Here is a 23,440-nt window from a genome sequence, read left to right on the forward strand (position 1 = left end):
ACCGGGACACCTACGTAGTACTACGCGGGTGAAATTCAGCCGTACGCGGCTACCATGTGACCCTTAGCGTCTAAAACCCGGACTTCACCCGTCATGCAGCTCAAACACAAGATCGTCGCCCTCGGAATTTTGCCGCTGATACTTGCCGTCTTGGTCATCAGCGCATTGGTCATTTCGCAGAATCAGCGGCTGGGCGAACAGCAGGCGCAATTGATCGAGGACAGCATCCTTGCCAGCAAGCGCGCCGAACTGAAGAACTACGTAGAAATGGCCATGAGTTCTCTAGCGCCGCTGTATAAAAGCGGCCGCGATGATAATCAGACCAAGCAGCAAGTGCTGGATGAACTGCAAAAACTCAGCTTTGGCATCAACGGTTATTTTTTCGTTTACGACCACAACGGCCGCAGCCTGATGCACCCTCGGCAAGCCGATTTGGTGGGTCGTGATCTTTGGGACATGACCGACCCTCACGGGCTGCCGGTGATTCAAGCGCTGCTGAAAAGCGCCCAGAGCGGCGATGGGTTTCAACCCTATGCATGGGAAAAACCCTCGACCGGGCAAGTCACTGACAAGCTGGCCTACGTGGTGATGCTCGACCGCTGGGGCTGGATGCTCGGCACCGGGATTTATCTGGAAGATGTCGAGCGCGCCACCCAACAAGCCCGCGAAGAAGTAGCCCATGGCATTCATTCGACGATGCTTGCGATTGGCAGCGTCGCGCTAATCGCCGTGCTGTTGGTATTCGCCGGGGGCCTGACCTTGAACGCCAGTGAGCATCGCCTGGCCGACAAGAAACTTCAGGGGCTGACCCAACGCATCGTCAGCTTGCAGGAAGACGAGCGCTCCCGGCTGTCCCGAGAATTGCACGACGGTATTAGTCAGGTACTGGTGTCGATCAAATTCCAGTTCGAACTGGCGGGCCTTGAGCTGGAAGCCGCCAGCGGTAAAGGCCCGGATATTTTGCGCCGTGGCATCGACCGTCTGGCCGACGCGATTGGCGAGGTCCGGAGCATTTCCCATGACCTGCGCCCTTCCCTGCTGGATACCTTGGGCCTGGCGGCGGCCGTTACCCAACTGGTTACCGAATTCGAACTGCGCAGCGGCCTAACCGTGCACTATCAGAATAATCTTGGCGACTTCCAACTCGTCGACGGCGCACCGGTGGCGTTATTCCGTATCCTTCAAGAAGCGTTGACCAATATCGAACGTCACGCCCACGCCAAGAGCGTTTACATTGACCTTGAAGGGGACGCGGTGCAGGTCAGGCTGTCGGTATGCGACGACGGAGTGGGCTTCAGGATCACCCGCCTGGAGTCGATACAAGGGGGGATCGGCTTGCGCAACATTCGCGAACGAGTTGACCATTTCAGTGGCCAGTTCAATCTGGCTTCGGTGCCGGGCAAAAGCGAACTGATTATCACCCTGCCCACTCGTCCGCGTTCATTCACCTAGCACAACCTGAGCCTTATTCATGAGTCCTTCATACCCCATTCGTATCGCCCTGGTGGATGATCATGCATTAGTGCGTGACGGCATACGCGCGCTGCTGGCTGTCAGGCCGTCGTTTGACGTAGTTGGCGAAGCGGAAGATGGACCCGAAGCCCTTGAACTTTGTGGCCGAGTAGCGCCAGATATCCTGCTGGTGGATATCGGCCTGAAGGACATGAATGGGCTGGAATTGACCCGCTTGCTGCGGGTGCAGTACCCCGAGATCAAAGTTTTGATCTTGAGCATGTACGACAATCAGGAGTACATCGCCACCTCCATCCGCGCCGGCGCCAGTGGCTATGTGTTGAAGAACGCACCGTCCCGGGAAATCGTCGCGGCCATTGAGGCGATTGCCGCAGGCGGAACGTTTTACAGCGCCGACGTCGCGCTAAAGCTGGCGAGCAAAAAACCCGACGAAACCGAGCTCACGCCGAGGGAAAGCCAGGTTTTGGTGGGATTGGCCAAGGGCCTGGACAACAAGACCATCGCTCGCGAACTGACGATCAGCGTGCGCACGGTGGAAACCCACCGGCTGAGTATTCGACGCAAGCTGAACGTCGATAAGCCGGCAGGTTTGGTCAAATACGCCATGGAACACGGCCTTCTGTCTCGCTGAACAGGCCTGGACTTCCAATCGCGTAACGCTGGATACCCCAGTATTTCCGGTAATACCCAGAATTCCTGTGGAAGGGGCCGCCACGTCTCCGACGCCGCGATGTCGCGCAGCAAACAAAAATCTGTAGGAGCGAACTTGTTCGCGATCGGCTGCGCAGCAGTCGTACTCATTGAGTAGATCTCTTCCAGTTAAAACCGGGTATGGCAATTGGGATCACTTCGCGCTCCATCGCGAACAAGTTCGCTCCTACAGTTCAATTTGCGCTGATTCAGTGACTTAGCCGTTGGCTCCTACAGGCAGTGCCGTAAGTTCGTTTTATATCAATGACTCTGCGTGGTGGAAGCCAGCCCATGGGCCGGATCAACCGCTACGCTGGCAAGATCGCTGGTATCCCAGCCGCCACCCAGTGCCTTGACCAAACCCACATTGGCGCTCAACTGACGAGTCTGCAAATCCAGTACGCTGCGTTGCGAGTCAAGTGCGACGGTTTGCGCCTCGACCACATCCAGATAGCCCACCGCACCCTGGCGATAACGCGCCAGGGCCAAGTCTTCCGAATACTGTGCCGCGTCGGCTGCGTCGTGCTGATCTTTTAGCGCATCACCCAACCCTGAGATCAACGCCAGGTTGTCCTCAACTTGCTGAAAAGCACCCAAGACTACGCTGCGATAGCGGGCACCGGCTTCGTCGGTTTGCGCCTTGGCAATGTCAACCCCCGCTTGCCGTGCACCGGCGTCGAACAAGGTTGTGACCAGTGAAGGTCCGATGGCCCAAAACAGGTTCGGTGCGGCAAGCAGACCGGCGTACTCGTCGCTCTGGTAACCTGCCTGCGCACTGAGGGTAATGGTGGGGAAGAACGCCGCACGGGCTACACCGATCCCGGCATTGGCTTCTGCAATCCGCCGTTCAGACGCGGCGATATCCGGCCGCCGTTGCAACAGGGCCGACGGCAAACCGGTCGGCACCACGGGCAGCACAATCGCCTGGGTGTTGGGAGCTACACGAAACTCCGACGCCGAAGCGCCCACCAGTGAGGCAATCGCGTGTTCCATCAGCGCCCGCTGGGCAAGATTTTGCGTCAGTTGCGACTTGGCGGACGACAACTGCGTCTTCGCCCGGGAAACGTCCAGTCCGGAGACGATGCCGCCGCCGTGCAGGCCTTCGGTCAAATTCACGGCCTTGGCATAAGCGTCCGTGCTTTCTTTGAGCAACTGAGTCTGTTGATCGAGGCCGCGCAGTCGAATGTAGCTGTCGGTCAACTGCGTTTGCAGGCTCAGACGTGCATTGGCCAGGTCGGCTTTGCCCGCTTGCGCTTCGTCGGTGCCAGCGGCAACCGAGTCACGCACGCGGCCCCACAAATCGACTTCGTAATCGACCTCGGCGCCCAGCGTAAATGAGTTGTACTCTGGCCCTGCGGTGGCAGAGCGCAACGGACGAGTGTCGGACTGACGATCACGCTGGCCGTTGGCATTGCCTGAAATGCTCGGGAACAACCCCGATTGCACCTGGGTAACAAAGGCTTGGGCCTGGGCATAGTGCGCCAGGGCTGCGGCCAGGTCCGGGTTATTGATCAACAACCGCTGCTGCAAATCATTGAGCTGCGGGTCGTTATATATCTTCCACCAGCCATCGCGACTCAACTGGTCGGAAGGTTTCGCGGCGCGCCACGGACCGTCCGTACGGTACTGCGCAGCCATCGGCGTCGCAGGTGTCTGATACTCAGGGGCCAAATGGCAAGCGCCAAGCCCAATCAATGTGGTCAGCAGGACGCTGATTTTAAAAGCCGGTCGAGTATTAACCATGAGCTTTGGCCACTGCTTCGTTGGACTTGGCGGGATCATTGGGTTTGGCCAGTTGCACCCGGTCACCGTCAAGCAGACCGTCTGGCGGTGTATTGATGACTTTATCGGTCGGCAACAGGCCCGAGCCGATTTCCACCGAGTCGCCAAAGTCCCGGGCAATGGTTACGGTCTTGAACGACACATGATTGCCTTCGCCCAGGGTCGCCACACGCATACCGCGATCGTCGAACACCAGCGCACTGGAGGGCAAGCGCAACGCATTGGCTTGCACCGGAAGCTTGAACTGCACGTTGGTAAAGCTGCCCGGCATCAGGCGCCGGCCCGGGTTTTCAACCAACAGTTGAACCAGGGTGGTGCCGGAGGCCGCGTTAACCGAGTCGGCAGAGGCGATCACTTTGGCGGTGAATTGCTCTTGCTGGTACTCCGGCACTGTCAGGCTGGCAGTCGCACCGGCACGCACCAATGGCGAAAAACTTTGTGGCACTTGCACGTACACCCGCAAACGGCTTACATCCGACACCGCAAACAGCTCCTGCGACGTGCCGCCACCGGCATTGATCAATTGACCGACATCGGTGTTACGTGCGGTGACCACGCCATCGAATGGCGCGACCAAACGCTGGAAACCCTTGGTTGCAATGAGTCGTTCAACGTTGGCTTTGGCCGCCGCCACATCGGCCTGCTTGGCCGCTTGGTCACTGACGCGCTCATCGACTTCCTGGCGGGAGACCGAGTCGGACGCGAGCATGGCCTGCCAACGCTTAGCCGTGGTGCCCGCCAGGGTTGAATTGGCTTGCGCGGTAGACAATACCGCACGGGCCTGGACCAGTTGTTGATCCAGTTCCGGGGTATCGATCTCTGCCAGTAACTGCCCGGCCTTGACCGGAGCGCCAATGTCGACTTTCCACGACTTCAAATAACCGCCCACCCGCGCCGAAATCGAAGCCCGGGAGTAGGCCTCAAGCCTGCCCGGCAAGTTCAGCACAGGGCCCTGGGCCGCTGGGTTTGGCGTGATCAGCACAACGCTGGGTACCGCTTGGGTATCGGTCCAGACTTTCAGGTCTTTGGATTCGTTGGCCCGGATCGAAATCCCGGCTACCACCACTATGGCCACCACAATCAGCGCGATGACGATACGCACCAGGCCGCCCCGCCGACGACGAGGGGGTGATGTGTTGGTTGATGCAGAAGTGTCGATTGACATGTCAAGACCCTTGAATGGCGGTTGCCGGGATGGACGCTTGATCGCGGCGTGCGTGCAGAATGCTGAAAATCACCGGTACCAGAAACAACGTTGCGACGGTAGCAAAGGCCAGGCCGCCAATAACGGCTCGACCCAATGGCGCATTTTGCTCGCCACCCTCACCCAGGCTCAAGGCCATGGGCGCCATACCAATGATCATCGACAACGCGGTCATCAATACGGGACGGAAGCGCGTGAAGCCCGCCTCCAGTGCGGCCTTTATCGGGTCGCCATGCTTGTCCAACTCTTCTCGACAGAAACTGACCACCAGGATGGCGTTTGCGGTCGCCACCCCCATGCACATGATGGCCCCGGTCAATGCGGGCACCGACAGCGTGGTGTGCGTCACGAACAACATCCAAACGATACCCGCCAGTGCTGCCGGCAATGCGGTGATGATCACGAACGGGTCCGTCCAGGACTGGAAGTTGACGACGATCAATAGGTAAATCAATACCACTGCGCCGAGAATCCCGAACATCATCCCGTTAAACGCACTGTTCATGGTTTGCACCTGGCCCTGGAACACAACCCTCGACCCTTTTGGCACATCACCGGCGCTGTCAGCAATAAGCTTCTGGATATCACCGGCTACGGCGCCAAGGTCGCGGCCCTGTGTCGAGGCAAAAATCTCCACCACCGATTGAATGTCCGACTGACTTACCACCGAGTTGCTATGGGTGCGCTCTATGGTCGCCAAACCACCCAGTATCTGCCCGCCGACGCCAGGCCCCGATGAGCTGAGCGGCAGGTTATGCAACGCCGCCAAACTGTCGAGACTGTACTGCGGCGTCTGCATCACGATCGGGTACGACACGCCGTTGGCGGTGTTCAGCCAATAGGTTGGCGCTACTTGGCTGGACCCCGCAAAGTTGACCACCAGACTGTTGGTGATATCACGCTCGGTAATCCCGACCAACTGCGCCCGAGTCCGGTCCACATTGACCTTGAACGTGGGCAATTGTTGCGACTGCTGAAGACGGGCATCCACCACGCCCGGCACATTGCGTACATCGCGCAACAGCTTGTTGGCATAGGCAAAGTTACCCGCAAGGTTAACCCCTTGAACCTGTACATCGATGGGCGCTGCTGCCCCGAAATTGAGAATCTGGCCGACAATATCTGCAGGTGGATAAGAGAACACCACCCCAGGGAATTCCCGAGGCAAGCGCTCGCGCATTTCACGTATGTACTCGGCCGTCGGGCGATGGTCGTCATTCAGCTTGATTTGAATGTCGGTGTCTTGAGAACCCACCGTGCCCGTGTTGTTGTAGGCGGCGTTGATGCCACTGATCGACAAGCCGATGTTGTCCACCATGGTGCTCAGTTCAGAGGCAGGAATGATGCGTCGAATGGAGTTTTCCACGTCGAAAACAACCTGAGCGGTGGTTTCGACCCGCATCCCGACGGGGGCCCGAACATGCATCAGGATCTGGCCGGAGTCCACTTCAGGGAAAAAATTACGCCCCAGATAAGGCACCAGGCCGAACGACAGCACGACAAAACCAAGGAAGCAGGCGACAAACAGCCCGCGGTGGTGCAACGCGGATTCCAACATCGAGTGATAGCCGTCACGAAACTTTTCGAACTGCCTTTCGAACCCACGCTGAAAGCGCACCAACGGATTGGAAGAAGGCTTACGGTGCTCTTTCTCCTCCTCCTCGGTGTGCGGCTTGAGCAGGAAGTTGGCCATGGTCGGTACCAAGGTACGCGACAGTATGAACGAGGCGATCATGGCGAACATCACCGCTTCGGCCATTGGCACGAAGAGGAACCGCGCAACGCCATCAAGGAAGAACATGGGCACGAATACGATACAAATACACAGCAGCGAAACGAACGCCGGGGTCACGATTTGCGCAGCGCCGTCGAGAATCGCCTCTTTAACCTGTTTGCCTTGTTCAAGGTGCCAGTTAATGTTCTCGATGGTCACCGTGGCATCGTCAACAAGGATACCAACGGCCAGCGCCAGCCCTCCCAAGGTCATGATGTTGAGGGTCTCGCCCAACGCAGAAAGCATCGCAATGGAAGACAAAATCGCCAACGGGATCGACACCGCGATAATCACTGTCGAACGCCAACTGCCGAGAAACAACAGGATCATCAGACTGGTCAGCGCTGCCGCGATAACGCCTTCCCGTGCTACCCCCTCGATAGCAGCCCGGACGAACAGCGACTGATCGCTGATAAAATCGATTTTCAGGTTTTCAGGCAATGCCGCCTTCGAGCTTTCAAGCTTTTCCCTGATCCCGGCGATAACCCCGAGGGTTGATGCCGAACCGGTTTTCAGCACGGTGATCAATGCCGAGCGGGCACCGTTAACGTGGACGATGTTTTGTTGCGGTGGGCTGCCATCGCGCACGCTGGCCACGTCACGCATCAATACCGTGGTGCCGTTGGCGGTCTTGATCGGCAAGTCCTCCAGATCGGCAATCGCCGACGGCGCGTTGTTCAATTGCAGCATGTATTCGTAGCCGCCAATCTTTTCCGTACCGATGGGCGTGATGAGGTTTTGCGTGGCCAGGGCATTGGCCACATCCTGGCCCGACAGACCGCGGGCTTGCATGGCCGCCGAATCAAGGTCGATCTGCACCTGCCGGCTTTTACCGCCAAACGGATACGGCATGGCCGCGCCTGCCACCGTGGTCAGCATCAGCCGCACGGTGTTCAGTCCCAGGTCGCCCAGTTGCTGCTCGCTAAGGCCTTTACCAGATAGCGCCAACTGCACGATCGGCACCGTCGAGGCGCTGTAATTCAAGATCAGCGGTGGCGTGGTGCCGGGCGGCAGCTGTTTCAGAATCGACTGGGACACGGAGGTCAATTGCGCGTTGGCGGTACTGATATTCACATTGGGCTGAAAATAGACTTTGATGATGCCAAAGCCATTCAGCGATTGCGCCTCAATGTGCCGAACATCGTTGACCGTGGTAGTCAGTACCCGCTCGAACGGTGAGGTGATCCGCCCCGCCATCTGGTCTGGGGACAGACCGGTGTACTGCCAGATAACAGCAATAACAGGAATACGGATTTCAGGGAAAATATCGGTTGGCGTGCGCAAGGCAGCCAGCGGGCCGATGATCATAATAAATATCGCCAGCACGACGAAAGTATACGGCCGGCTTAAAGCTATACGTACGAGGCCTTGCATTGTTGTTATCCGAACTGGGAACCGAGCAGACCAGCACACGTCAACGCCGACTGCTGGCGCTGTATGTCCACTGCATATCCATGGTTACGTGAAAGGCCGCGATGAGCCGCCGGGTTCGAACAGGACGTTCGATTATCCAGCAGACTGAGCGCACAGGTGCATGACCAACTCGGGGCTAGGTGTTTCAACGTTGACCGAAGTCACCCGTACCCGCAGACACATTAACTTCAGCCAGAACCATCGGTTTTTTCATGACCGTCACGCCAACTGACACGCCACCAGAATTCGATTTTCATTAATGTCATTCCTGCAGCAAACCCCCACGAGCGGTGGCATACGCCACAATATCGATATTAGAGGCATATGCCAACAAATTTTTAAGCACTCGTATGTTTGTATGACGAACAGCGACTACTTTGCACCTTTCTCCGATAAAAGCGCTAGTGCAACCACCGGGCTTATCGATCGAATAAAGCCTTGCCCTTTGAATAAGGCCGAGCATAATCAAGGCATATACCGCTAACCAGAGAGTCCGATGACCAAAACAAGCGTTTTGCTCAACCCTGCTATCCCTGCCGCCAGTGGCTGTTCCAATGGTGCCATCCGCCGTGCAGCGCGGCGGATGGGCCAGATCTATGACGACGCATTCGCTCCGTCGGGGCTCAAAGGCACGCAGTATTCGCTGTTGTCACAAATCTGCCGCCTGCAAGGCCCCACCATGCGCGGCTTGGCCGTGGAGTTGGTTATGGACCTCTCAGCCTTGGGTCACACCCTCAAACCATTGGTGCGTGACGGTTTTGTCGAACTGACCGTGGATGCCACGGATCGCCGTTGCCGACGGGTACATTTGACTGAAAGCGGCTTGCATAAATACCAGGAAGCCCAGGAGATATGGAAACGCATACGTAGCGCCTTTGACGATGTCTACGGCGCGGAAGAGGCTGTCCAATTACGCTCCACCCTCGACTACGTTGCCTCGGAAACATTTGCTGCAGCCATGATGCTCAAGCTCTCTAAAGATTGATTTTTTCGGAGGCTGCAACCCGAAGAGGTGGCCTGATGTCATCGCCATTCGTCGTCAACCTGCGCACTTATCTGCTCAATCAGCACCCAAGTCATGTACCTATCTCAATATCCCGGAGATGAATCATGACCATGAAACAGATTACGACCCTTGCTTTCGCTACCTTGCTGTCGACCGCTTCAATGGTCGCGATGGCAGCAACAAACGGCACAAGCGATCCGATGGACCCAACGCCTTCCACAACAGGAAAGGGCGCGGATCAAGGAACCACCAATTCAAATAAATCCCTGAATCCACCGGGCAAAAAAAACCAGAACTCCACTCATGTCCCTGGTGCCAAAGGCGCCAACAGCAACGGCACAGACCAATCACCGTCGACAGGTGTTGGCAAAGGCAGCGGCGCAGACGGCGACACCACCAACGAAATCAAATAACAAAACCCTAAGCCAAGTGCACCTGATCTCGCCCTTCCCGGCCAAAGCCTGGCTCCCACAGCTGTTCTGTATTGATCCGACTCCACGATCATGCCGGAATCTCTGGGGGGCCGATTCATTCGGGGAGGCAGGCAGCGCGCTAAACCAGACATACCGCGCTGCTGGCTTCCCGAACAGGTTCCCGTCGGTTTCATAACGACGCAAGTTCGGAAATATTTAGATCAGTTAACCCAACCACCACCACGCCAATGCCAGCCGTCGGGACGATGCTCCCAGTGCGGATGGACATAACGATACCCCGGACGCACCGGCTCCCAATGTCCGCCAACGGCAACGTAGCGCGCGCCGTCCCAGCGCCAATAACCGTGAGCCCAGATAAACCCTTCGCGGCGACCCGGCTCGACTTCGACGATACGCTCTGGTGGGGGCTGTGGAGCGACCACTTCAACGTACTCGGTTTGTACTGGGCGATCGTGAACAACCCGGCGTTCATGCACGACGCAACCGCTGGTCACAGCGACGACGGCGATTACTGCTACACAGCGAAAAAACATAGTTTACCTCGGACACACTTTAGACACACTTTGAAACGTACAGCAGTTTGATCATCGGTAACAGCGGCTTTACCGGACCATTACATTCGGCTGAAAGCCCCGTCTTACGGGCATAACGGCCTGCTTGCCAGCCTTTCCTCAGGCGGCCACTATGGGTACCGATACACCGCTGATCGTCAGGTCGACGTCATGCAAATATCTTCTCGGGAACCTCCCAATGCCTGTTTTGCGCGCTGTGTGTCTATTGGTCTGCCTACAGATATGTGTTCCTTTTCCAGCCTCAGCTAGCGCCGCCGCCGCATTGAACCCGGTCGATATTGCCTGGTTGCGACGCGACGGCTTCGACCTCGATGCTGCCAGCGTGACGCGCTTGCGATCCATGGGCCGGGCGGGGCTGTTGGAGGCGCAATTGACTGATCGTATTCCTGAGCAATTACCGCCAGCCATCGCCACGTTGCTGGATAGCTACCCTGCCCTCACATCCTCTCTTGATAAGTCCTTGATTGCTCGCAGGCAGGAGCAGGAAAAGCTCAACGCAATGCCCGATGGCGACGACAAACTGGCTGCAAAAAAAGCCGCACAGCAGGCGGCTAATGAGTTCGGCCAACAAGCGCAGGAGATCGTCCTGCTGCGGGCGGTATACGGACAAAACCAATTAAAAGAACAGTTGATCGACTTTTGGCTCAACCATTTCAGCGTTTATCTGGGCAAAGGGCGCGTGCGCTGGATGGCGGCGGACTATGAAGAACATGTGATTCGTCCCCACGCGCTGGGCAAGTTCAAAGATTTGCTGATGGCGACCCTCAAAAGTCCGGCGATGCTTGAATATCTGGACAATGCACAAAATGCCAAAGGTAAAGTTAATGAAAATTACGCCCGCGAACTGATGGAGTTACATACGCTTGGGGTGGGTGCCGGATATACCCAGCAAGACGTGCAACAACTGGCGCTGATATTGACCGGCTCCGGGCTTGAACCGCTGGATGGCAATGAACAAGCCTTTGCCCCGGCGCTGGCGCCATTCGTGGTGCGCGAGGGCCTGTTCGAATTCAACCCCAAGCGCCACGATTTCAGCGATAAGGTGTTGCTCGGCCAAACCATCCGCGGCTCGGGTTTTAATGAAGTCACCCAAGCCGTTGAGCTGATCACTCGCCAGAAAGCCTGCGCAGAATTTATTTCACAGCGGTTGGCCGAATATTTTGTCGCCGACAAACCACCCCATGCATTGGTCGAGCGCATGGCCGCGACCTTTCAGCGCAGCGACGGTGACATCGCTCAGGTGATGCGAACGCTGTTTCAGTCTAAAGAGTTACAACACAGCGCCGGTTCGAAGTTCAAGGACCCGATTCAGTTTGTCGCCTCGTCGGTACGGCTGGCGTATGACGGCAAATCCGTGGCCAACGCCAGGCCCATGATCAACTGGCTGAATCAGATGGGCGAGCCCGTGTTCGGACGCGTAACGCCGGACGGTTGGCCTCTGGATTCCAGCGGTTGGACCAGCTCGGGACAGTTGTCCAAACGTTTTGAAATAGCCCGCATTATCGGCCGCGGCGATAGCCAATTGTTTACCCCGCAAGGCAGTCCAAAAGCAGGTATCGGATTCCCCATGATTACCACACGGCTTTTCTACGATGCGGTTGCTCCCGGCTTGAGTGCGGCCACCCGAGGGGCATTGGACCAGGCTGCTTCGCAACAGGAGTGGAATACCTATTTGTTGTCGTCGCCCGATTTCAACAACCGATAACGGCGCTGATGGCTGGGGCAAGGCTAAGGCCGGCTGAATCTCCATCACGTTCCATTGCGTCATGAGGTGCCTGATGAACCGTAGAGAATTCCTGATTGCCAGCGCTGCGGCCGCAGCTTTACCGAGCCTGTCTTTTTCCGGGAAGTTATTTGCCGCACCCGCCTCAGCGCCGCGATTTCTGTTCGTGTTCTTGCGCGGCGGCTATGACTGCAACACTCTGCTGGTACCGTACAACAGCGACTTCTACTACCAGTCTCGGCCAACCCTGGCCATCGCCAGACCCGATCAAGGCGACTCCAACAGTGCCATCGCGCTGGATTCGAACTGGGGCCTGAACCCAGTGTTGCGCGACTCGATCTACCCGCTATGGCAACGCAAGCAAATCGCCTTCGTTCCGTTTGCCGGCACCGATGATCTGTCCCGCAGTCACTTCGAAACCCAAGACAACATCGAGTCCGGGCAACCCAGCGAGAGCCGCAACGGCTATGGCTCAGGCTTTCTCGCCCGCCTGGCGCAAGCCTCTCCTGGCAGCGCACCGATTGCTTTCACTGACGCTTTGCCCCTGAGTTTCCAGGGCGGTAAAAACGTGCCGAATCTGGCATTGCGAGGCGTGTCGACACCGGCGTTCGATGATCGTCAGTCCTCAATACTCGCCGGAATGTACAAAGGCACTGCGCTCGAGGCATCTGCGTCCGATGGCCTTGAGCTGCGCCAGCACGTCTCGAAAGACCTTGAAGAAGAAATGCTGCGGGCCAATCGCGGCGCGGCGACAGCGAAGAATTTTGCCGCCGAAACCCAACGCATGGCGGCCTTGATGCGCGACCAATATCGGTTGGGTTTTGTCGATGTGGGCGGCTGGGACACCCACGTCAATCAAGGCAGCACCAGCGGCACTCTCGCCAATAATCTGGCCAACCTGGGACAGGGCCTGGCGGCGTATGCCGAAGCGCTGGGTGATGAATGGAACACCACCACGGTGGTGGTGGTGTCCGAGTTCGGTCGCACGTTTCGCGAGAACGGCGACCGCGGCACCGATCATGGTCACGGCACGGTGTATTGGGTACTGGGTGGCAACGTTCGTGGCGGGCGTATCATCGGCGAGCAAGTCGCGGTTAATCAACAGACGCTGCTGCAAAACCGCGATTACCCGGTGCTCAACAACTACCGCGATTTACTCGGTGGACTGCTGGGGCGCACTTGGGGGCTGTCCAACTCGCAGCTTCAGGCGGTGTTTCCTGGGGCGCGGCCCAACGCCCTGGGGTTGGTTTAAAACACCGACCAGCCGATGCGCTGACTGAGTAACTCCAGGGCCGCCATGCCAACCAGGGAATTTCCGGCAGCGTTCAATTCCGGCGACCAGACGCACACGGTAAATCGCCCTGGCACCACGGCGACGATGCCGCCGCCGACGCCACTTTTCCCTGGCAGCCCGACCCGGTAGGCAAAGTTACCCGCCTCGTCGTACAAGCCACTGGTGGCCATGATCGAATTGACTTGTTGGGTTTGCCGCGGGGTCAGGACCTGTTGGCCGCTGTGCTTGCAGAAGCCATCGCTGGCGAGAAAACAGAAGGCACGGGCCAAATCAACGCAGCTCATTCGTAGCGCGCAGTGGCTGAAATAACTGCGCAACACTGACTCTACTTCGTTGTGAAAATTACCAAACGATTGCATCAGATACGCCATGGCCGCGTTGCGCGCGCGATGCTGGTACTCCGATTCCGCCACCCGCCCATCCACCAATACCCCCATGTTGCCAGACAACCGACGAACAAAATCGCGCATGGACAATGCCGGTGCGGCGAAGCGCGATTGGTTGATGTCGCAGATCACCAACGCTCCGGCATTGATAAACGGGTTACGTGGCCGACCTCGCTCGAACTCCAACTGCACCAGGGAATTGAACGGCTGCCCGGACGGCTCGTGGCCCAAGCGCTGCCAGATGTCTTCACCGGAATGTTGAATGGCCTGCACCAGGCTAAAGACCTTGGAGATACTCTGTACGGAGAAAGGTGTGTGCGCATTTCCCGCATGAAACAATTCGCCGTCATTGCTGTACACAGCAATACCCAACTGTTGTGGCGGCACATCCGCCAGCGCCGGGATGTAATCGGCCACTTTGCCCTTACCGATCAACGGGCGGACTTCATCAAGAATTTCGTTCAACAGCGCTTGCATGCTCAGGCTCGCGTCTACTCCCCGAACCGCTCCAGGGATACGTCTTGCTAGACGCCAGCTGTGCGGGTTAAAGCACAGTTATTGTTGGCGCCGGGGCCAGGGGCCATGTGGCCAAGGCAGCGGCGGATGTATAAGGGGCGGACACGTTCGCGAAGCATGCGACTCGGTTTGCCTGATACGCCACCCGGCTGCTATCGCGAGCTTCAAAACAATCCCAACTGCCCGCCAATCAATGTACTGAAGTCATCGTTCACGAACGGTAAAATCGCGTCCGCCACGGGTTGCAGTTGGCGGGTGACGTAATGGTCGTAGTCGATGGGCGAAGCTTGGGTTTCCAACGGTTCGGGGCCAGCGGTGGTCATTAAATAGCTGATCCAGCCGCCACTCTGATACTGCCGCGGCCTGCCCTGCCGGTCGTTGTATTCATCGGCGATTCGCGCCGCGCGCACATGGGGTGGCACGTTGCGTTGGTAGTCATCCAGTTTACGCCGCAGCCTTTTGCGGTAGATCAGCAAATCATTGAGGTCGCCCTTCAGCGTTTTGCGAACGTAATCACGTACATACTCCTGATACGGCTGTCGGTTGAAGATCCGCTGGTAGAGCTCCTGCTGAAACTGTTGCGCCAATGGCGACCAATCGGTGCGCACGGTTTCCAAACCTTTGTAGACCATTTCATCTTGACCATCCGCACGGGTGACCAGGCCGGCGTAACGCTTCTTGCTACCTTCCTCGGCCCCCCGTAGGGTTGGCATCAGGAAGCGTCGGAAGTGGGTCTCGAATTGCAGCTCAAGCACACTGTCCAGTCCAAATTCGCGCTGCAGATGCTCGCGCCACCACGCGTTGACCTGCTTGACCAACGCCCGGCCAATTCGCGCTGCGTCGTCCTCGGTATGCGTGCTGCGCAGCCAGACAAATGTCGAGTCGGTATCGCCATAGATCACTGCGTACCCTTGGGCCTCGATCAGCTCCCGGGTCCTGCGCATGATCTCGTGTCCACGCAACGTGATAGAGGACGCCAGGCGCGGATCGAAAAAACGGCAGCCGCTAGATCCAAGCACCCCGTAGAACGCGTTCATGATGATTTTCAGCGCTTGGGACAGCGGCGCGTTTCGCTCCAGTTTCGCCACTTCACGCCCTTGGGATACTCGGGAAATGATCGACGGCAGACAATGCCGGGTTCGCGAGAAACGTGCCCCACGAAAACCCGGCACCGACTCATCGTCGCCGGGGTGGCGCATGCCTTCAACCAAGCCCACGGGGTCGATCAGAAAGGTGCGGATAATCGACGGATACAGGCTCTTGTAATCAAGCACCAGCACCGACTCATACAACCCTGGCTTCGAATCCATGACAAACCCACCGGGGCTGGCCTCGGGTGGCCGCTCACCCAGATTCGGCGCGACAAAGCCCTGGCGATGCATCAGCGGCATATACAGGTTGCTGAAGGCGGCGACCGATCCGCCGCTGCTGTCCGTGGGCAAACCCGTCACCGAGGCCCGCTCCAGCAGAAATGTGAGTAACTCGGTCTTGGCGAAAATTCGCGTCACCAGCTCGCAGTCCTTGAGGTTGTAACGCGCCAACGCGGGCTTGTCCTCGGCGAACATGCGGTTGATTTCATCCATCCGCTGGTAGGCGTTATTAATCGCCTTACCTTCGCCCAGCAACGTCTGCGCGACGTTCTCCAGACTGAATGACGGAAAACTCCAGGTCGCCGAGCGCAGCGCTTCAATGCCGTCGATGATCAAGCGTCCGGCAGCCGAAGCGAAGTAATGATTGCTCCGGGTGCCGTGCTGACGCCAGCCCATCTCGTCGCCGCCACGTCCCAGTCGCAAAGGCACCTTTAAACGTTGAGCGTGCTCGTGCAATACCCGAAGATCAAATTGCACCAGGTTCCAGCCGATGATCGCGTCAGGGTCGTGTTGGACCAGCCACTCGTTGAGCTTTTCAAGCAGTTGCGCGCGGGTATCGCAGTACTCAAACAGAAAATCGACGTCGTCATCTACGCCGTTTGCGGGGCCGAGCATATAGACCTGACGCTGACCGCAGCCTTCCAATGCGATGGAGTACAGCTCGCCCTGAGCCGTGGTCTCGATGTCCAGCGACACCAGCCGCAACGACGGCCGATAGCCTGGCGCTGGCTTCATCTGGGCATCCAGCAGCATGCCGTTAGCGTCCAGGGTTCCACCGAACGCCACCGGTGCGGTGATGAAGCGTTCCATCATGTAGCGCTCGGGTGGACGGATATCCGCTTCATAAACATCAACGCCGAATGCGCGCAATTGCTTATCGATGTTCATCAACTGCCGGTGCTGCTGGCAATACAGACCCAGTACCGGGCGATGGCGAAAGTCGCACAGTTCCAGCGGTTTCAGTTCAATGTTACGCTCACTGCGCAACAACGACTCAGCACGGGAACGCTGTTCAGCGGGAATAAACGCCACCGAAGGTTGATGCGGCAGACGAATGCGCTTAGGGCCATTGTCAGTGGCCAGCCAGAATTCGACTTCCGTGCCGGAGGCCGTGTCGCGCCAATGTCGGGTCAGGACAAACCCCTGTTGTACATCCACCGCTGCAACCTCAATAACGTGAATCAAGGCGCGAGTTTACGTGCCAACGCGTTGGATAGCGCGGTTTTCAAGCTGCGGCTCGACGCCATAGTAATCGCGAATCAACCCGCCCAGCGCCAGTGCTGCGGCAGACGGCTCGCCCTTGGCAAAATGCAGTTCAATGGCAAAGTCGCCCAAGTCCGGCAGCCCCGACTCCGGGCCGAGTATGTTCAGCCCTTCGGGAATCGTGGAACTCAGCCAGGCCGTCACCGCCATTTCCGTGCGGACCATGGCCGTGGTTGCCTCGATGCTGGCGTTGTCAAAAACGATTCGCCAAGGAATCGCGTCACGGTCCAGCCGCTCGAACAGCATTTCGCGGAAGATACAGCGCTCGGTTACCATGCACACCGGCAGCGGCCGAATCTCATGAGCCTGGCCGACGCTAAGCCACACCAGCCGCTCGACGCTCAGTCGTTCTCCCGCGCTGTCCGCCTCGGTGACCGGCGCCTGACACAGCACCAGGTCCATCTCGCCCCGCGCCAGGCCTTCCATCAATACCAACGACGCGCCCGAGATCATGGCCACGTCTACCGCCGGATAGCGTTTGACGAACGCCCGTAGAATCGGCGGAAAATGTGTGCCGACCAGGTCGAAAGGTACGCCGATGCGGACTCTCTCCGGTGCGACATAAGCACTCATCATTTCGAACAGACGCTCGTTGGCGCTGATCAGCCGCCGCGCTTCCGGCAGCAGTGTCTGCCCTTGAACGGTAAGTGTGCTGCCCTTGGCGTCGCGCTCGATCAAGTGGCAACCAAAAAAACTTTCCAGCCGTTTGATTCGCTGGCTGACGCCGCCTTGGGTAACGTGCAACCGCGCGGCCGCAGCCGAGAGACTGCCCAGTTGAGCCACGGCTATAAATGTTTCCAGCAAATCCAGATCGACGTTTCGCATGGGTTTCAGCCATTAACATCATTAATGGGGTAACTATAAAGATTCGTTACGGCCATGACCCTCTTTTTGTTTACCTTTAACACTTCTTGAACAAACGGAGCGAACCCCATGCCCACTTTTACCCAGCCCGTGAGCATCGCCCAGGCACTCAGTTCGCTGACTGCGTACTGGTCACCGAAAGTTGTTGGTCGGGTCAACGATCAGTACATCAAGGTTGCCAAGCTCAAGGGCGAATTGATGTGGCACGCCCACGACGATGAAGACGAAACATTCATGGTCATCTATGGGGCGTTGAAAATTCAGCTGCCAGACGCTGAAATGCTCATAAACGCAGGTGAGTTTTTTACGGTTCCCCGTGGTGTGCGCCACAACCCGGTCGCCGAAGAAGAGTGTGGCGTGATGCTTATCGAAACCGTCACCACCCTGCACACCGGCACCGAGATCACCTCGCGCAGCGTACCTATCGATGCTCAACTTCTGTCCTGATAGCTGCTAGCCTTGGGGGCCTTTGAACAGACATAAACAACCTTGGACGCCTTGCCAGCCATGAACGCCCTGCCTCTTGAAACCGACCTGACGGGAGCGACCGTCGAACTTCAGCCGCTGCAATTGAGTCACACGCCGCAATTGTTGGCCGCCGCGGCTGATGGCGAACTCTGGAACATGACGCTCACGGTGGTGCCGGGGCCGGAAACAGTCGAGCAGTACGCAGCCATTGCGCTAGAAGGACGCCAGGCGGGTACAGTCATGCCGTTCGTTATTGTTCAAAGGGAAACCGGCAAAGTGGTGGGCAGTACACGCTTCTGGAAAATCGACCGGAAGAATCGCAAGCTGGAAATTGGCCACACGTGGCTGAGCCAATCGGTGCAGCGTTCTGGAATCAATACCGAGGTGAAATACCTGCTGTTGAGCCACGCTTTTGAAGTCATAAACTGCGTGCGGGTGCAATTCACCACCGATGAACTGAATGAGAGATCCCGCGCGGCCATACTGCGAATTGGCGCGACGCAAGAAGGGATTGTTCGTCATGAGCGGATCATGCCGGACGGCCGTAAACGCAACTCGGTACGGTACAGCATCATCGATTCGGAATGGCCGACGGTGAAGGCGTTACTCGAAGCGAAAATGCGTCGTTAAAGGTATCTTGGATTAACGCAAATCTGTACGAGGTTCCGCCACGCCTCCGACGCCGCGCTGTCGCGCAGCAGACACAAAACCAGTAGGAACTGCCGAAGGCTGCGATAAGGTCGGGACGACCTTCAGCGGTATAACGAGGGTGACCGGTTCCCGGTCGAATCGCAGCCTTCGGCAACTCCTACAGATTATTTTTAAGTCAATACGTTATGCGTTGTTTGATTAGAGCCAACGTGTTGGCGAAGCGATTCACCGGAATACGGCATCAGACGCCTCGCCAACCAGTTGATGCTACAGATGATCAATCAAGTCGTCAGGCTGTAAGCCGGTCGTTCGCCACGAAAGTTTTGTTCCAGGCTGACCACTACGATTTCGCCCATGCGAGTGCGGGTTTCCACGGTTGCGCTGGCGCGGTGCGGTTGCAGCACGACGTTTTCCATGCTCCATAACACCTCGGGCACATGGGGCTCGTCGACGAACACGTCCAGACCCGCGCCGGCGATTCGGCCTTCGGTCAGCGCGTCCACCAGATCAGTTTCGTTGACCAGCTTGCCTCGGGCGACGTTGATCAGGTAGCCATCCTTGCCCAACGCGTTCAGCACGTCGGTATTAATGATTCCTTCCACTTTATCCGCTGCGGCGGCGACGATCAGCGCGTCGCACTGCTCGGCCAACGCCGTCAGCGTGCTGAAAAACCCATAAGGCACATCGTCCATCGCTTGCAGATCGGTGTAGCTGATCTGGCAATTAAACGCTGCGGCACGGGTGGCCACTGCGCGCCCTACCCGGCCCAGACCGACAATGCCGACCCGCATGCCGCTGAACTGACGTGCCAATGGCAAGGGCACCAACGGTGTCGCACTCTTGCCCCATTTGCCATCACGGACATAACGGTCGCCGGTGTTGATCCCGCGGCAGACCGCGATCAGCAACCCAATCGCCAAGTCGGCAACGTCGTCGGTCAATGCGCCAATAGTGGCGGTGACATGAATACCGCGTTCCCGAGCATAGGCCATGTCCACGGCGTCAGTGCCCACTCCGTTAACGGCAACCACTTCCAGCGCGGGTAAGCGCATCATCATGGCCTTGGTGATCCCGGTGTGACCGCCTGAAATTACCCCGCGAATATTGGCCGCGTGCTCGAGCAAATAAGCTTCTTTGTCGGCTTGTTGGAAATACGGCCGAATGGTGAACAGCTCATTCAGCTTGGCGTTGATCGATGGGATCAACACAGGACTCAATTGCAGAATTTCGGGCTTCATGGGAACACTCATGAGGTGATAAGAGGCGCAGCAATGCCGCGGATCGCGAATCCGCCAGCATTCAGGGAGGGTCAATCGAGACTGATTAGCCCCGGCCAACAAACGGCATGTTGGTGGCCATTACGGTCATGTTCAGTACGTTGGCTGACAGCGGCAACGCAGCGATATAGCGCACGGCATCGGCGATGTGCTTAACGTCAACCATTGGTTCAATCGCAGTTTGCCCGTTGGCCTGGCGCACGCCTTTGGTCATGCGTACCGAGAGGTCGGTCAGCGCATTGCCGATATCGATCTGGCTGCAAGCGATGTTGTATTCGCGGCCATCCAGCGCCAGGGACTTGGTCAAACCCAATACCGCGTGTTTGCTGGCGGTGTAAGGTCCAGTGAACGGCCGTGGTGTATGGGCAGAAATGGAGCCGTTATTGATGATACGACCGCCCTGCGGGCTTTGTTTTCTCATCAAACCGAACGCGCCGCGAGCACACAGGAACACGCCGGTGACGTTGGTGTTGATCACGTTCAGCCACAGATTGACGTCGAGTTCGTCCACCGGAATCGCCGGTGCATTGATCCCCGCATTGTTAAAGGCCACGTCCAGTCGGCCGTACACTTCTTCGATGGTGGCGAACAACGCATCAACGCTGGCTGGATCACGCACGTCGGTGGACACTGCAATGGCACTTTGGCCAGCGGCCCGGGCGATCTCCACCAGTTCGTCCAGCGGTTCCTGGCGGCGACCGGCCAAGACCACGCTGAAACCGTCCGCCAGCAACGCTTGAGCAACAGCACGACCGATACCGCTGCCTGCGCCGGTTACCAGCGCGACTTTTAAGGTAGAAGCGTTAGACATTGTTATTTCCTTCTAAAAATGAGTGTTTGATCGTTACCGACAGGTTGCCGATACCGTCAATGCCTGCGGTCACTGTGTCGCCGCGCTGGATGCCCTCCACCCCAGGTGGAGTGCCGGTCATGATCAAGTCGCCGGGGTTAAGCTGGACCGAACGGGAAATGTGACTGACCACTTCGGCGACTGACCAGATTTGATTGGCCAAGTCTGAGCGTTGACGGTCGACGCCATTGACCTTGAGCCAGACCGCACCTGTGCTCGGGTGGCCGATTTTGCTCACAGGGACAATGGCGCCGATTGGCGCAGAACCGTCGAATGCCTTGGAACCTTCCCACGGCCGGCCCTGTTCCTTGGCCGCCATTTGCAGATCGCGACGAGTCAAATCCAACCCTGCACCGTAGCCCCACACATACTCGAGAGCGTCCTCCACCGAAATATTCTGACCCGACTTGCCGATGGCGATAACTAACTCGATCTCAGGGCAAAACTCCTCGGTCAACGGCGGATAGTTCAGTTCACCTTGAGCGTCGATAACTGCATGCGATGGCTTCATGAAGAAAAACGGTGGCTCCCGTTCCGGCGCTTTACCAGCGGTTGCATCCGGCCACCAGTAATTGCGACCCAGGCAAAAGACTCTGGCCACCGGGTAACGTCTGCCATCACCTTCCACCGGCAAACTTGGCTGGGACAACTCGGGAAATACATACTGGCTCATACCGATCCTTGTTCAACGACTTGATAACGTTCCACACAAGCAGTGTACGCAGCGTCGACGCATACAATCAGGACGAAACTGCGTATTACTTGGACAAAAACACGCGCCTTGTGATTCAGGTTTTACCGCGCGACCAATACGATGCGATGCAACTTGCCGAGCAACAGTGAATAGGACAATGCGCCCATCAAGGCGACCGCACCAATGAAGTAGAACGCCAATGAAAACGAGTGAGTGACGCTGAGGATTGCACCGATCACAGTTGGGGTAACAATCCCGCCGATGTTCGCCGCCAGGCTGGTGACCCCACCGGTCAATCCAATCAGTTCCTTGGGGGCGATTTCCGATACCGCTGCCCACGAAGCCGACGCAATACCCTGGGCGAAGAAAGCGACGGTCAGAATGGCGATGCACAGCTCATTGGAATCAGTGAAGTTGACCAATACGATGGACATCCCGAGCATCGAGCCAACCACCAGGGGTAACTTGCGAGCGAACGACATGGTGTAACCACGGCGAATTAACAGGTCCGAAACCAAGCCTGCCAACAACACGCCAACTGTTGCGCCAATAAAAGGTAGCACGGCAAAAATGCCCACTTTGATCATGGTCAAATGGCGTTCTTCGATCAAATAGGTCGGGAACCAGGTCAGGAAGAAATACAACGCCGACGTACTGGCGAACTTGCCGATGCAAATTGCCCAGATTTGACGGTAACGGAACAGTTCAGCCACCTGGCGCCAATTGAACCTGGTACGTTCCTGGCTGCTTTTGACCAGACCGCCGCCATCTTCGATGTACTTCAGTTCTTCTTTGCTGACTTTTTTACAGGTCAATGGATCGCGATACAGGTAGAGCCAGGCAATACCGAAAATCACACCGACAATACCGGTGGTGAAGAAGATGTAGCGCCAACTGTAAGTCGTCGCCAGCCACAATAAGCCGCCGGTAAACAATGCAGTGCCCAAATATTGGCCGCTGACATAGATGCTGCTGGCCAACCCGCGCTCACGGATTGGGAACCAGATCGCTACAGCCCGGGTGTTGGCCGGAAATGCCGGTGCTTCAAGCGCACCGATGCCCAACCGCATCGCAAACAAAGAAGCAAAACCGCCCGCTACGCCTTGTGCCACGGTAACAGCCGACCAGGTGATCAACGAAACGCCATAGGTAAGACGCGAGCCAAACCGGTCAGAAATAAACCCCGCTGGAACTAACGCAAACGCATAGGTCCAGGCAAAGGCGGAGAAGATCAAACCCATCTCGAACTTGTCCAGCCCCAGGTCCTTGGCCATGAACGGTGCCGCAATCGAAATATTTACCCGGTCGGCGTAGTTAATGATCGTCGCGATCAACAACAACAGCAGCATGAAGTAGCGTCGCCGAGTGGGCAGCCGAGTGGACACCTCGACAGGTATGGCTTGCGCAGTGTTTGTACTCATTGAAACGCCCTCTTTATTTTTATTGACCAGCACGTACAACGACGGTGTTGCGGTATCAGGGAGTCGGACTTTGGGCGTTAAAACGCTATTGAGCGCCCTGCTTGTCCATCAGCGCAGCGAGCATTTCGAACTCTTCTGCGGTGAGGTCAGTCAGCGGCGTGCGGACCGGGCCAGCGTCATAACCGGCGATCTTCGCGCCAGCTTTAACGATGCTGACGGCGTAACCCGACTTGCGGTTACGAATGTCCAGGTATGGCAGGAAGAAATCATCGATCAGTTTGCCGACGGTGGCGTGGTCGTCACGGGCAATGGCAT

19 protein-coding genes and 1 pseudogene are annotated in these 23,440 nt (G+C 57.3%); 8 read left to right on the top strand and 12 right to left on the bottom strand.

The genetic code is table 11. The features are described from left to right. Window positions 1–93: 93 nt before the first annotated feature. Together JWR17_RS02775 and JWR17_RS02780 are read left to right on the top strand one after the other, a co-directional pair. Window positions 94–1,452: a cache domain-containing protein gene (locus JWR17_RS02775; protein WP_299828069.1), complete on the top strand. Its 1,359-nt coding sequence runs from the start codon at window positions 94–96 to the stop codon at window positions 1,450–1,452. 19 nt (window positions 1,453–1,471) lie between these two features. After that, window positions 1,472–2,104, top strand: a complete 633-nt coding sequence (locus JWR17_RS02780) for a response regulator transcription factor (RefSeq protein WP_299828071.1) — start codon at window positions 1,472–1,474, stop codon at window positions 2,102–2,104. Window positions 2,105–2,424: 320 nt separating this feature from the next. Here JWR17_RS02780 and JWR17_RS02785 read toward each other — a convergent pair whose 3' ends face one another. The 3 genes from JWR17_RS02785 to JWR17_RS02795 are packed head-to-tail and all read right to left on the bottom strand — an operon-like array spanning window position 2,425 to window position 8,297. Next, a complete protein-coding gene (locus tag JWR17_RS02785) occupies window positions 2,425–3,906 on the bottom strand; it encodes an efflux transporter outer membrane subunit (protein ID WP_299828073.1) in 1,482 nt (493 codons plus the stop codon). Beyond that, on the bottom strand, window positions 3,899–5,110 hold the full coding sequence (locus tag JWR17_RS02790) for an efflux RND transporter periplasmic adaptor subunit (RefSeq protein ID WP_299828075.1): 1,212 nt from the start codon (window positions 5,108–5,110) through the stop codon (window positions 3,899–3,901). Before JWR17_RS02790 ends, JWR17_RS02785 begins: the two co-directional genes overlap by 8 nt. A gap of 1 nt (window position 5,111) precedes the next feature. Beyond that, window positions 5,112–8,297, bottom strand: coding sequence for an efflux RND transporter permease subunit (locus JWR17_RS02795; protein WP_299828077.1), 3,186 nt, complete (start codon window positions 8,295–8,297; stop codon window positions 5,112–5,114). 535 nt (window positions 8,298–8,832) lie between these two features. On the opposite strand from JWR17_RS02795, the gene JWR17_RS02800 reads away from it, so the two are divergent. Next, window positions 8,833–9,321 carry a MarR family transcriptional regulator gene (locus JWR17_RS02800; RefSeq protein WP_299828079.1) on the top strand — a complete coding sequence of 163 codons (489 nt, stop codon included), beginning with the start codon at window positions 8,833–8,835 and terminating at the stop codon, window positions 9,319–9,321. A gap of 125 nt (window positions 9,322–9,446) precedes the next feature. Then, window positions 9,447–9,755 carry a hypothetical protein gene (locus tag JWR17_RS02805; RefSeq protein ID WP_299828081.1) on the top strand — a complete coding sequence of 103 codons (309 nt, stop codon included), beginning with the start codon at window positions 9,447–9,449 and terminating at the stop codon, window positions 9,753–9,755. Window positions 9,756–9,976: 221 nt separating this feature from the next. Here JWR17_RS02805 and JWR17_RS02810 read toward each other — a convergent pair whose 3' ends face one another. Further along, window positions 9,977–10,309: a hypothetical protein gene (locus JWR17_RS02810; RefSeq protein WP_299828083.1), complete on the bottom strand. Its 333-nt coding sequence runs from the start codon at window positions 10,307–10,309 to the stop codon at window positions 9,977–9,979. A gap of 217 nt (window positions 10,310–10,526) precedes the next feature. Between JWR17_RS02810 and JWR17_RS02815 the strand changes: the two genes are divergently transcribed. Together JWR17_RS02815 and JWR17_RS02820 are read left to right on the top strand one after the other, a co-directional pair. Next, on the top strand, window positions 10,527–12,053 hold the full coding sequence (locus JWR17_RS02815; protein WP_299828084.1) for a DUF1800 domain-containing protein: 1,527 nt from the start codon (window positions 10,527–10,529) through the stop codon (window positions 12,051–12,053). A gap of 73 nt (window positions 12,054–12,126) precedes the next feature. Further along, window positions 12,127–13,323 (top strand): DUF1501 domain-containing protein, encoded by a 1,197-nt coding sequence (locus JWR17_RS02820; protein WP_299828086.1) that lies wholly within the window; start codon window positions 12,127–12,129, stop codon window positions 13,321–13,323. Here the strand turns inward: JWR17_RS02820 and glsB are convergent. The 3 genes from glsB to JWR17_RS02835 form a co-directional block, all read right to left on the bottom strand. Beyond that, on the bottom strand, window positions 13,320–14,228 hold the full coding sequence (glsB, locus tag JWR17_RS02825; RefSeq protein ID WP_299828088.1) for a glutaminase B: 909 nt from the start codon (window positions 14,226–14,228) through the stop codon (window positions 13,320–13,322). The genes JWR17_RS02820 and glsB overlap by 4 nt on opposite strands. A 203-nt stretch (window positions 14,229–14,431) precedes the next feature. Further along, a complete protein-coding gene (locus JWR17_RS02830; protein ID WP_299828090.1) occupies window positions 14,432–16,795 on the bottom strand; it encodes a DNA polymerase II in 2,364 nt (787 codons plus the stop codon). Window positions 16,796–16,831: 36 nt separating this feature from the next. Then, on the bottom strand, window positions 16,832–17,725 hold the full coding sequence (locus JWR17_RS02835; RefSeq protein ID WP_299828092.1) for a LysR family transcriptional regulator: 894 nt from the start codon (window positions 17,723–17,725) through the stop codon (window positions 16,832–16,834). A gap of 108 nt (window positions 17,726–17,833) precedes the next feature. Between JWR17_RS02835 and JWR17_RS02840 the strand changes: the two genes are divergently transcribed. Together JWR17_RS02840 and JWR17_RS02845 are read left to right on the top strand one after the other, a co-directional pair. After that, window positions 17,834–18,211, top strand: a complete 378-nt coding sequence (locus tag JWR17_RS02840; protein ID WP_299828094.1) for a cupin domain-containing protein — start codon at window positions 17,834–17,836, stop codon at window positions 18,209–18,211. Between the two features lie 60 nt (window positions 18,212–18,271). Then, window positions 18,272–18,862 (top strand): GNAT family protein, encoded by a 591-nt coding sequence (locus JWR17_RS02845; RefSeq protein ID WP_299828096.1) that lies wholly within the window; start codon window positions 18,272–18,274, stop codon window positions 18,860–18,862. Window positions 18,863–19,164: 302 nt separating this feature from the next. Here the strand turns inward: JWR17_RS02845 and JWR17_RS02850 are convergent, their stop codons facing one another. The 5 genes and pseudogenes from JWR17_RS02850 to JWR17_RS02870 form a co-directional block, all read right to left on the bottom strand. Further along, window positions 19,165–20,121, bottom strand: coding sequence for a 2-hydroxyacid dehydrogenase (locus tag JWR17_RS02850; protein WP_299828098.1), 957 nt, complete (start codon window positions 20,119–20,121; stop codon window positions 19,165–19,167). Between the two features lie 85 nt (window positions 20,122–20,206). Beyond that, entirely contained in the window at window positions 20,207–20,971 is a 765-nt protein-coding gene (locus tag JWR17_RS02855; RefSeq protein WP_299828100.1) for an SDR family oxidoreductase, read from the bottom strand. Next, window positions 20,964–21,683, bottom strand: coding sequence for a fumarylacetoacetate hydrolase family protein (locus JWR17_RS02860; protein WP_299828102.1), 720 nt, complete (start codon window positions 21,681–21,683; stop codon window positions 20,964–20,966). Before JWR17_RS02860 ends, JWR17_RS02855 begins: the two co-directional genes overlap by 8 nt. Window positions 21,684–21,805: 122 nt before the next feature. Continuing rightward, window positions 21,806–23,125 (bottom strand): MFS transporter, encoded by a 1,320-nt coding sequence (locus tag JWR17_RS02865; protein WP_299828104.1) that lies wholly within the window; start codon window positions 23,123–23,125, stop codon window positions 21,806–21,808. A gap of 85 nt (window positions 23,126–23,210) precedes the next feature. Further along, a pseudogene (locus JWR17_RS02870) lies at window positions 23,211–23,440 on the bottom strand (5-dehydro-4-deoxyglucarate dehydratase); the annotation flags it as partial.

Origin of the sequence: Pseudomonas sp. (genome assembly GCF_028293835.1) — a bacterium.
Taxonomy (GTDB): domain Bacteria; phylum Pseudomonadota; class Gammaproteobacteria; order Pseudomonadales; family Pseudomonadaceae; genus Aquipseudomonas.

Bases quoted from the DNA above. Each gene is read 5' to 3' on its own strand.
- JWR17_RS02805 (WP_299828081.1), top strand. From the start codon at position 9,447: ATGACCATGAAACAGATTACGACCCTTGCTTTCGCTACCTTGCTGTCG.
- JWR17_RS02785 (WP_299828073.1), bottom strand. From the start codon at position 3,906: ATGGTTAATACTCGACCGGCTTTTAAAATCAGCGTCCTGCTGACCACA.
- JWR17_RS02840 (WP_299828094.1), top strand. From the start codon at position 17,834: ATGCCCACTTTTACCCAGCCCGTGAGCATCGCCCAGGCACTCAGTTCG.
- JWR17_RS02860 (WP_299828102.1), bottom strand. From the start codon at position 21,683: ATGAGCCAGTATGTATTTCCCGAGTTGTCCCAGCCAAGTTTGCCGGTG.
- JWR17_RS02815 (WP_299828084.1), top strand. From the start codon at position 10,527: ATGCCTGTTTTGCGCGCTGTGTGTCTATTGGTCTGCCTACAGATATGT.
- JWR17_RS02855 (WP_299828100.1), bottom strand. From the start codon at position 20,971: ATGTCTAACGCTTCTACCTTAAAAGTCGCGCTGGTAACCGGCGCAGGC.
- glsB (WP_299828088.1), bottom strand. From the start codon at position 14,228: ATGCAAGCGCTGTTGAACGAAATTCTTGATGAAGTCCGCCCGTTGATC.
- JWR17_RS02790 (WP_299828075.1), bottom strand. From the start codon at position 5,110: ATGTCAATCGACACTTCTGCATCAACCAACACATCACCCCCTCGTCGT.
- JWR17_RS02780 (WP_299828071.1), top strand. From the start codon at position 1,472: ATGAGTCCTTCATACCCCATTCGTATCGCCCTGGTGGATGATCATGCA.
- JWR17_RS02850 (WP_299828098.1), bottom strand. From the start codon at position 20,121: ATGAAGCCCGAAATTCTGCAATTGAGTCCTGTGTTGATCCCATCGATC.
- JWR17_RS02865 (WP_299828104.1), bottom strand. From the start codon at position 23,125: ATGAGTACAAACACTGCGCAAGCCATACCTGTCGAGGTGTCCACTCGG.
- JWR17_RS02795 (WP_299828077.1), bottom strand. From the start codon at position 8,297: ATGCAAGGCCTCGTACGTATAGCTTTAAGCCGGCCGTATACTTTCGTC.
- JWR17_RS02820 (WP_299828086.1), top strand. From the start codon at position 12,127: ATGAACCGTAGAGAATTCCTGATTGCCAGCGCTGCGGCCGCAGCTTTA.
- JWR17_RS02775 (WP_299828069.1), top strand. From the start codon at position 94: ATGCAGCTCAAACACAAGATCGTCGCCCTCGGAATTTTGCCGCTGATA.
- JWR17_RS02835 (WP_299828092.1), bottom strand. From the start codon at position 17,725: ATGCGAAACGTCGATCTGGATTTGCTGGAAACATTTATAGCCGTGGCT.
- JWR17_RS02810 (WP_299828083.1), bottom strand. From the start codon at position 10,309: ATGTTTTTTCGCTGTGTAGCAGTAATCGCCGTCGTCGCTGTGACCAGC.
- JWR17_RS02800 (WP_299828079.1), top strand. From the start codon at position 8,833: ATGACCAAAACAAGCGTTTTGCTCAACCCTGCTATCCCTGCCGCCAGT.
- JWR17_RS02845 (WP_299828096.1), top strand. From the start codon at position 18,272: ATGAACGCCCTGCCTCTTGAAACCGACCTGACGGGAGCGACCGTCGAA.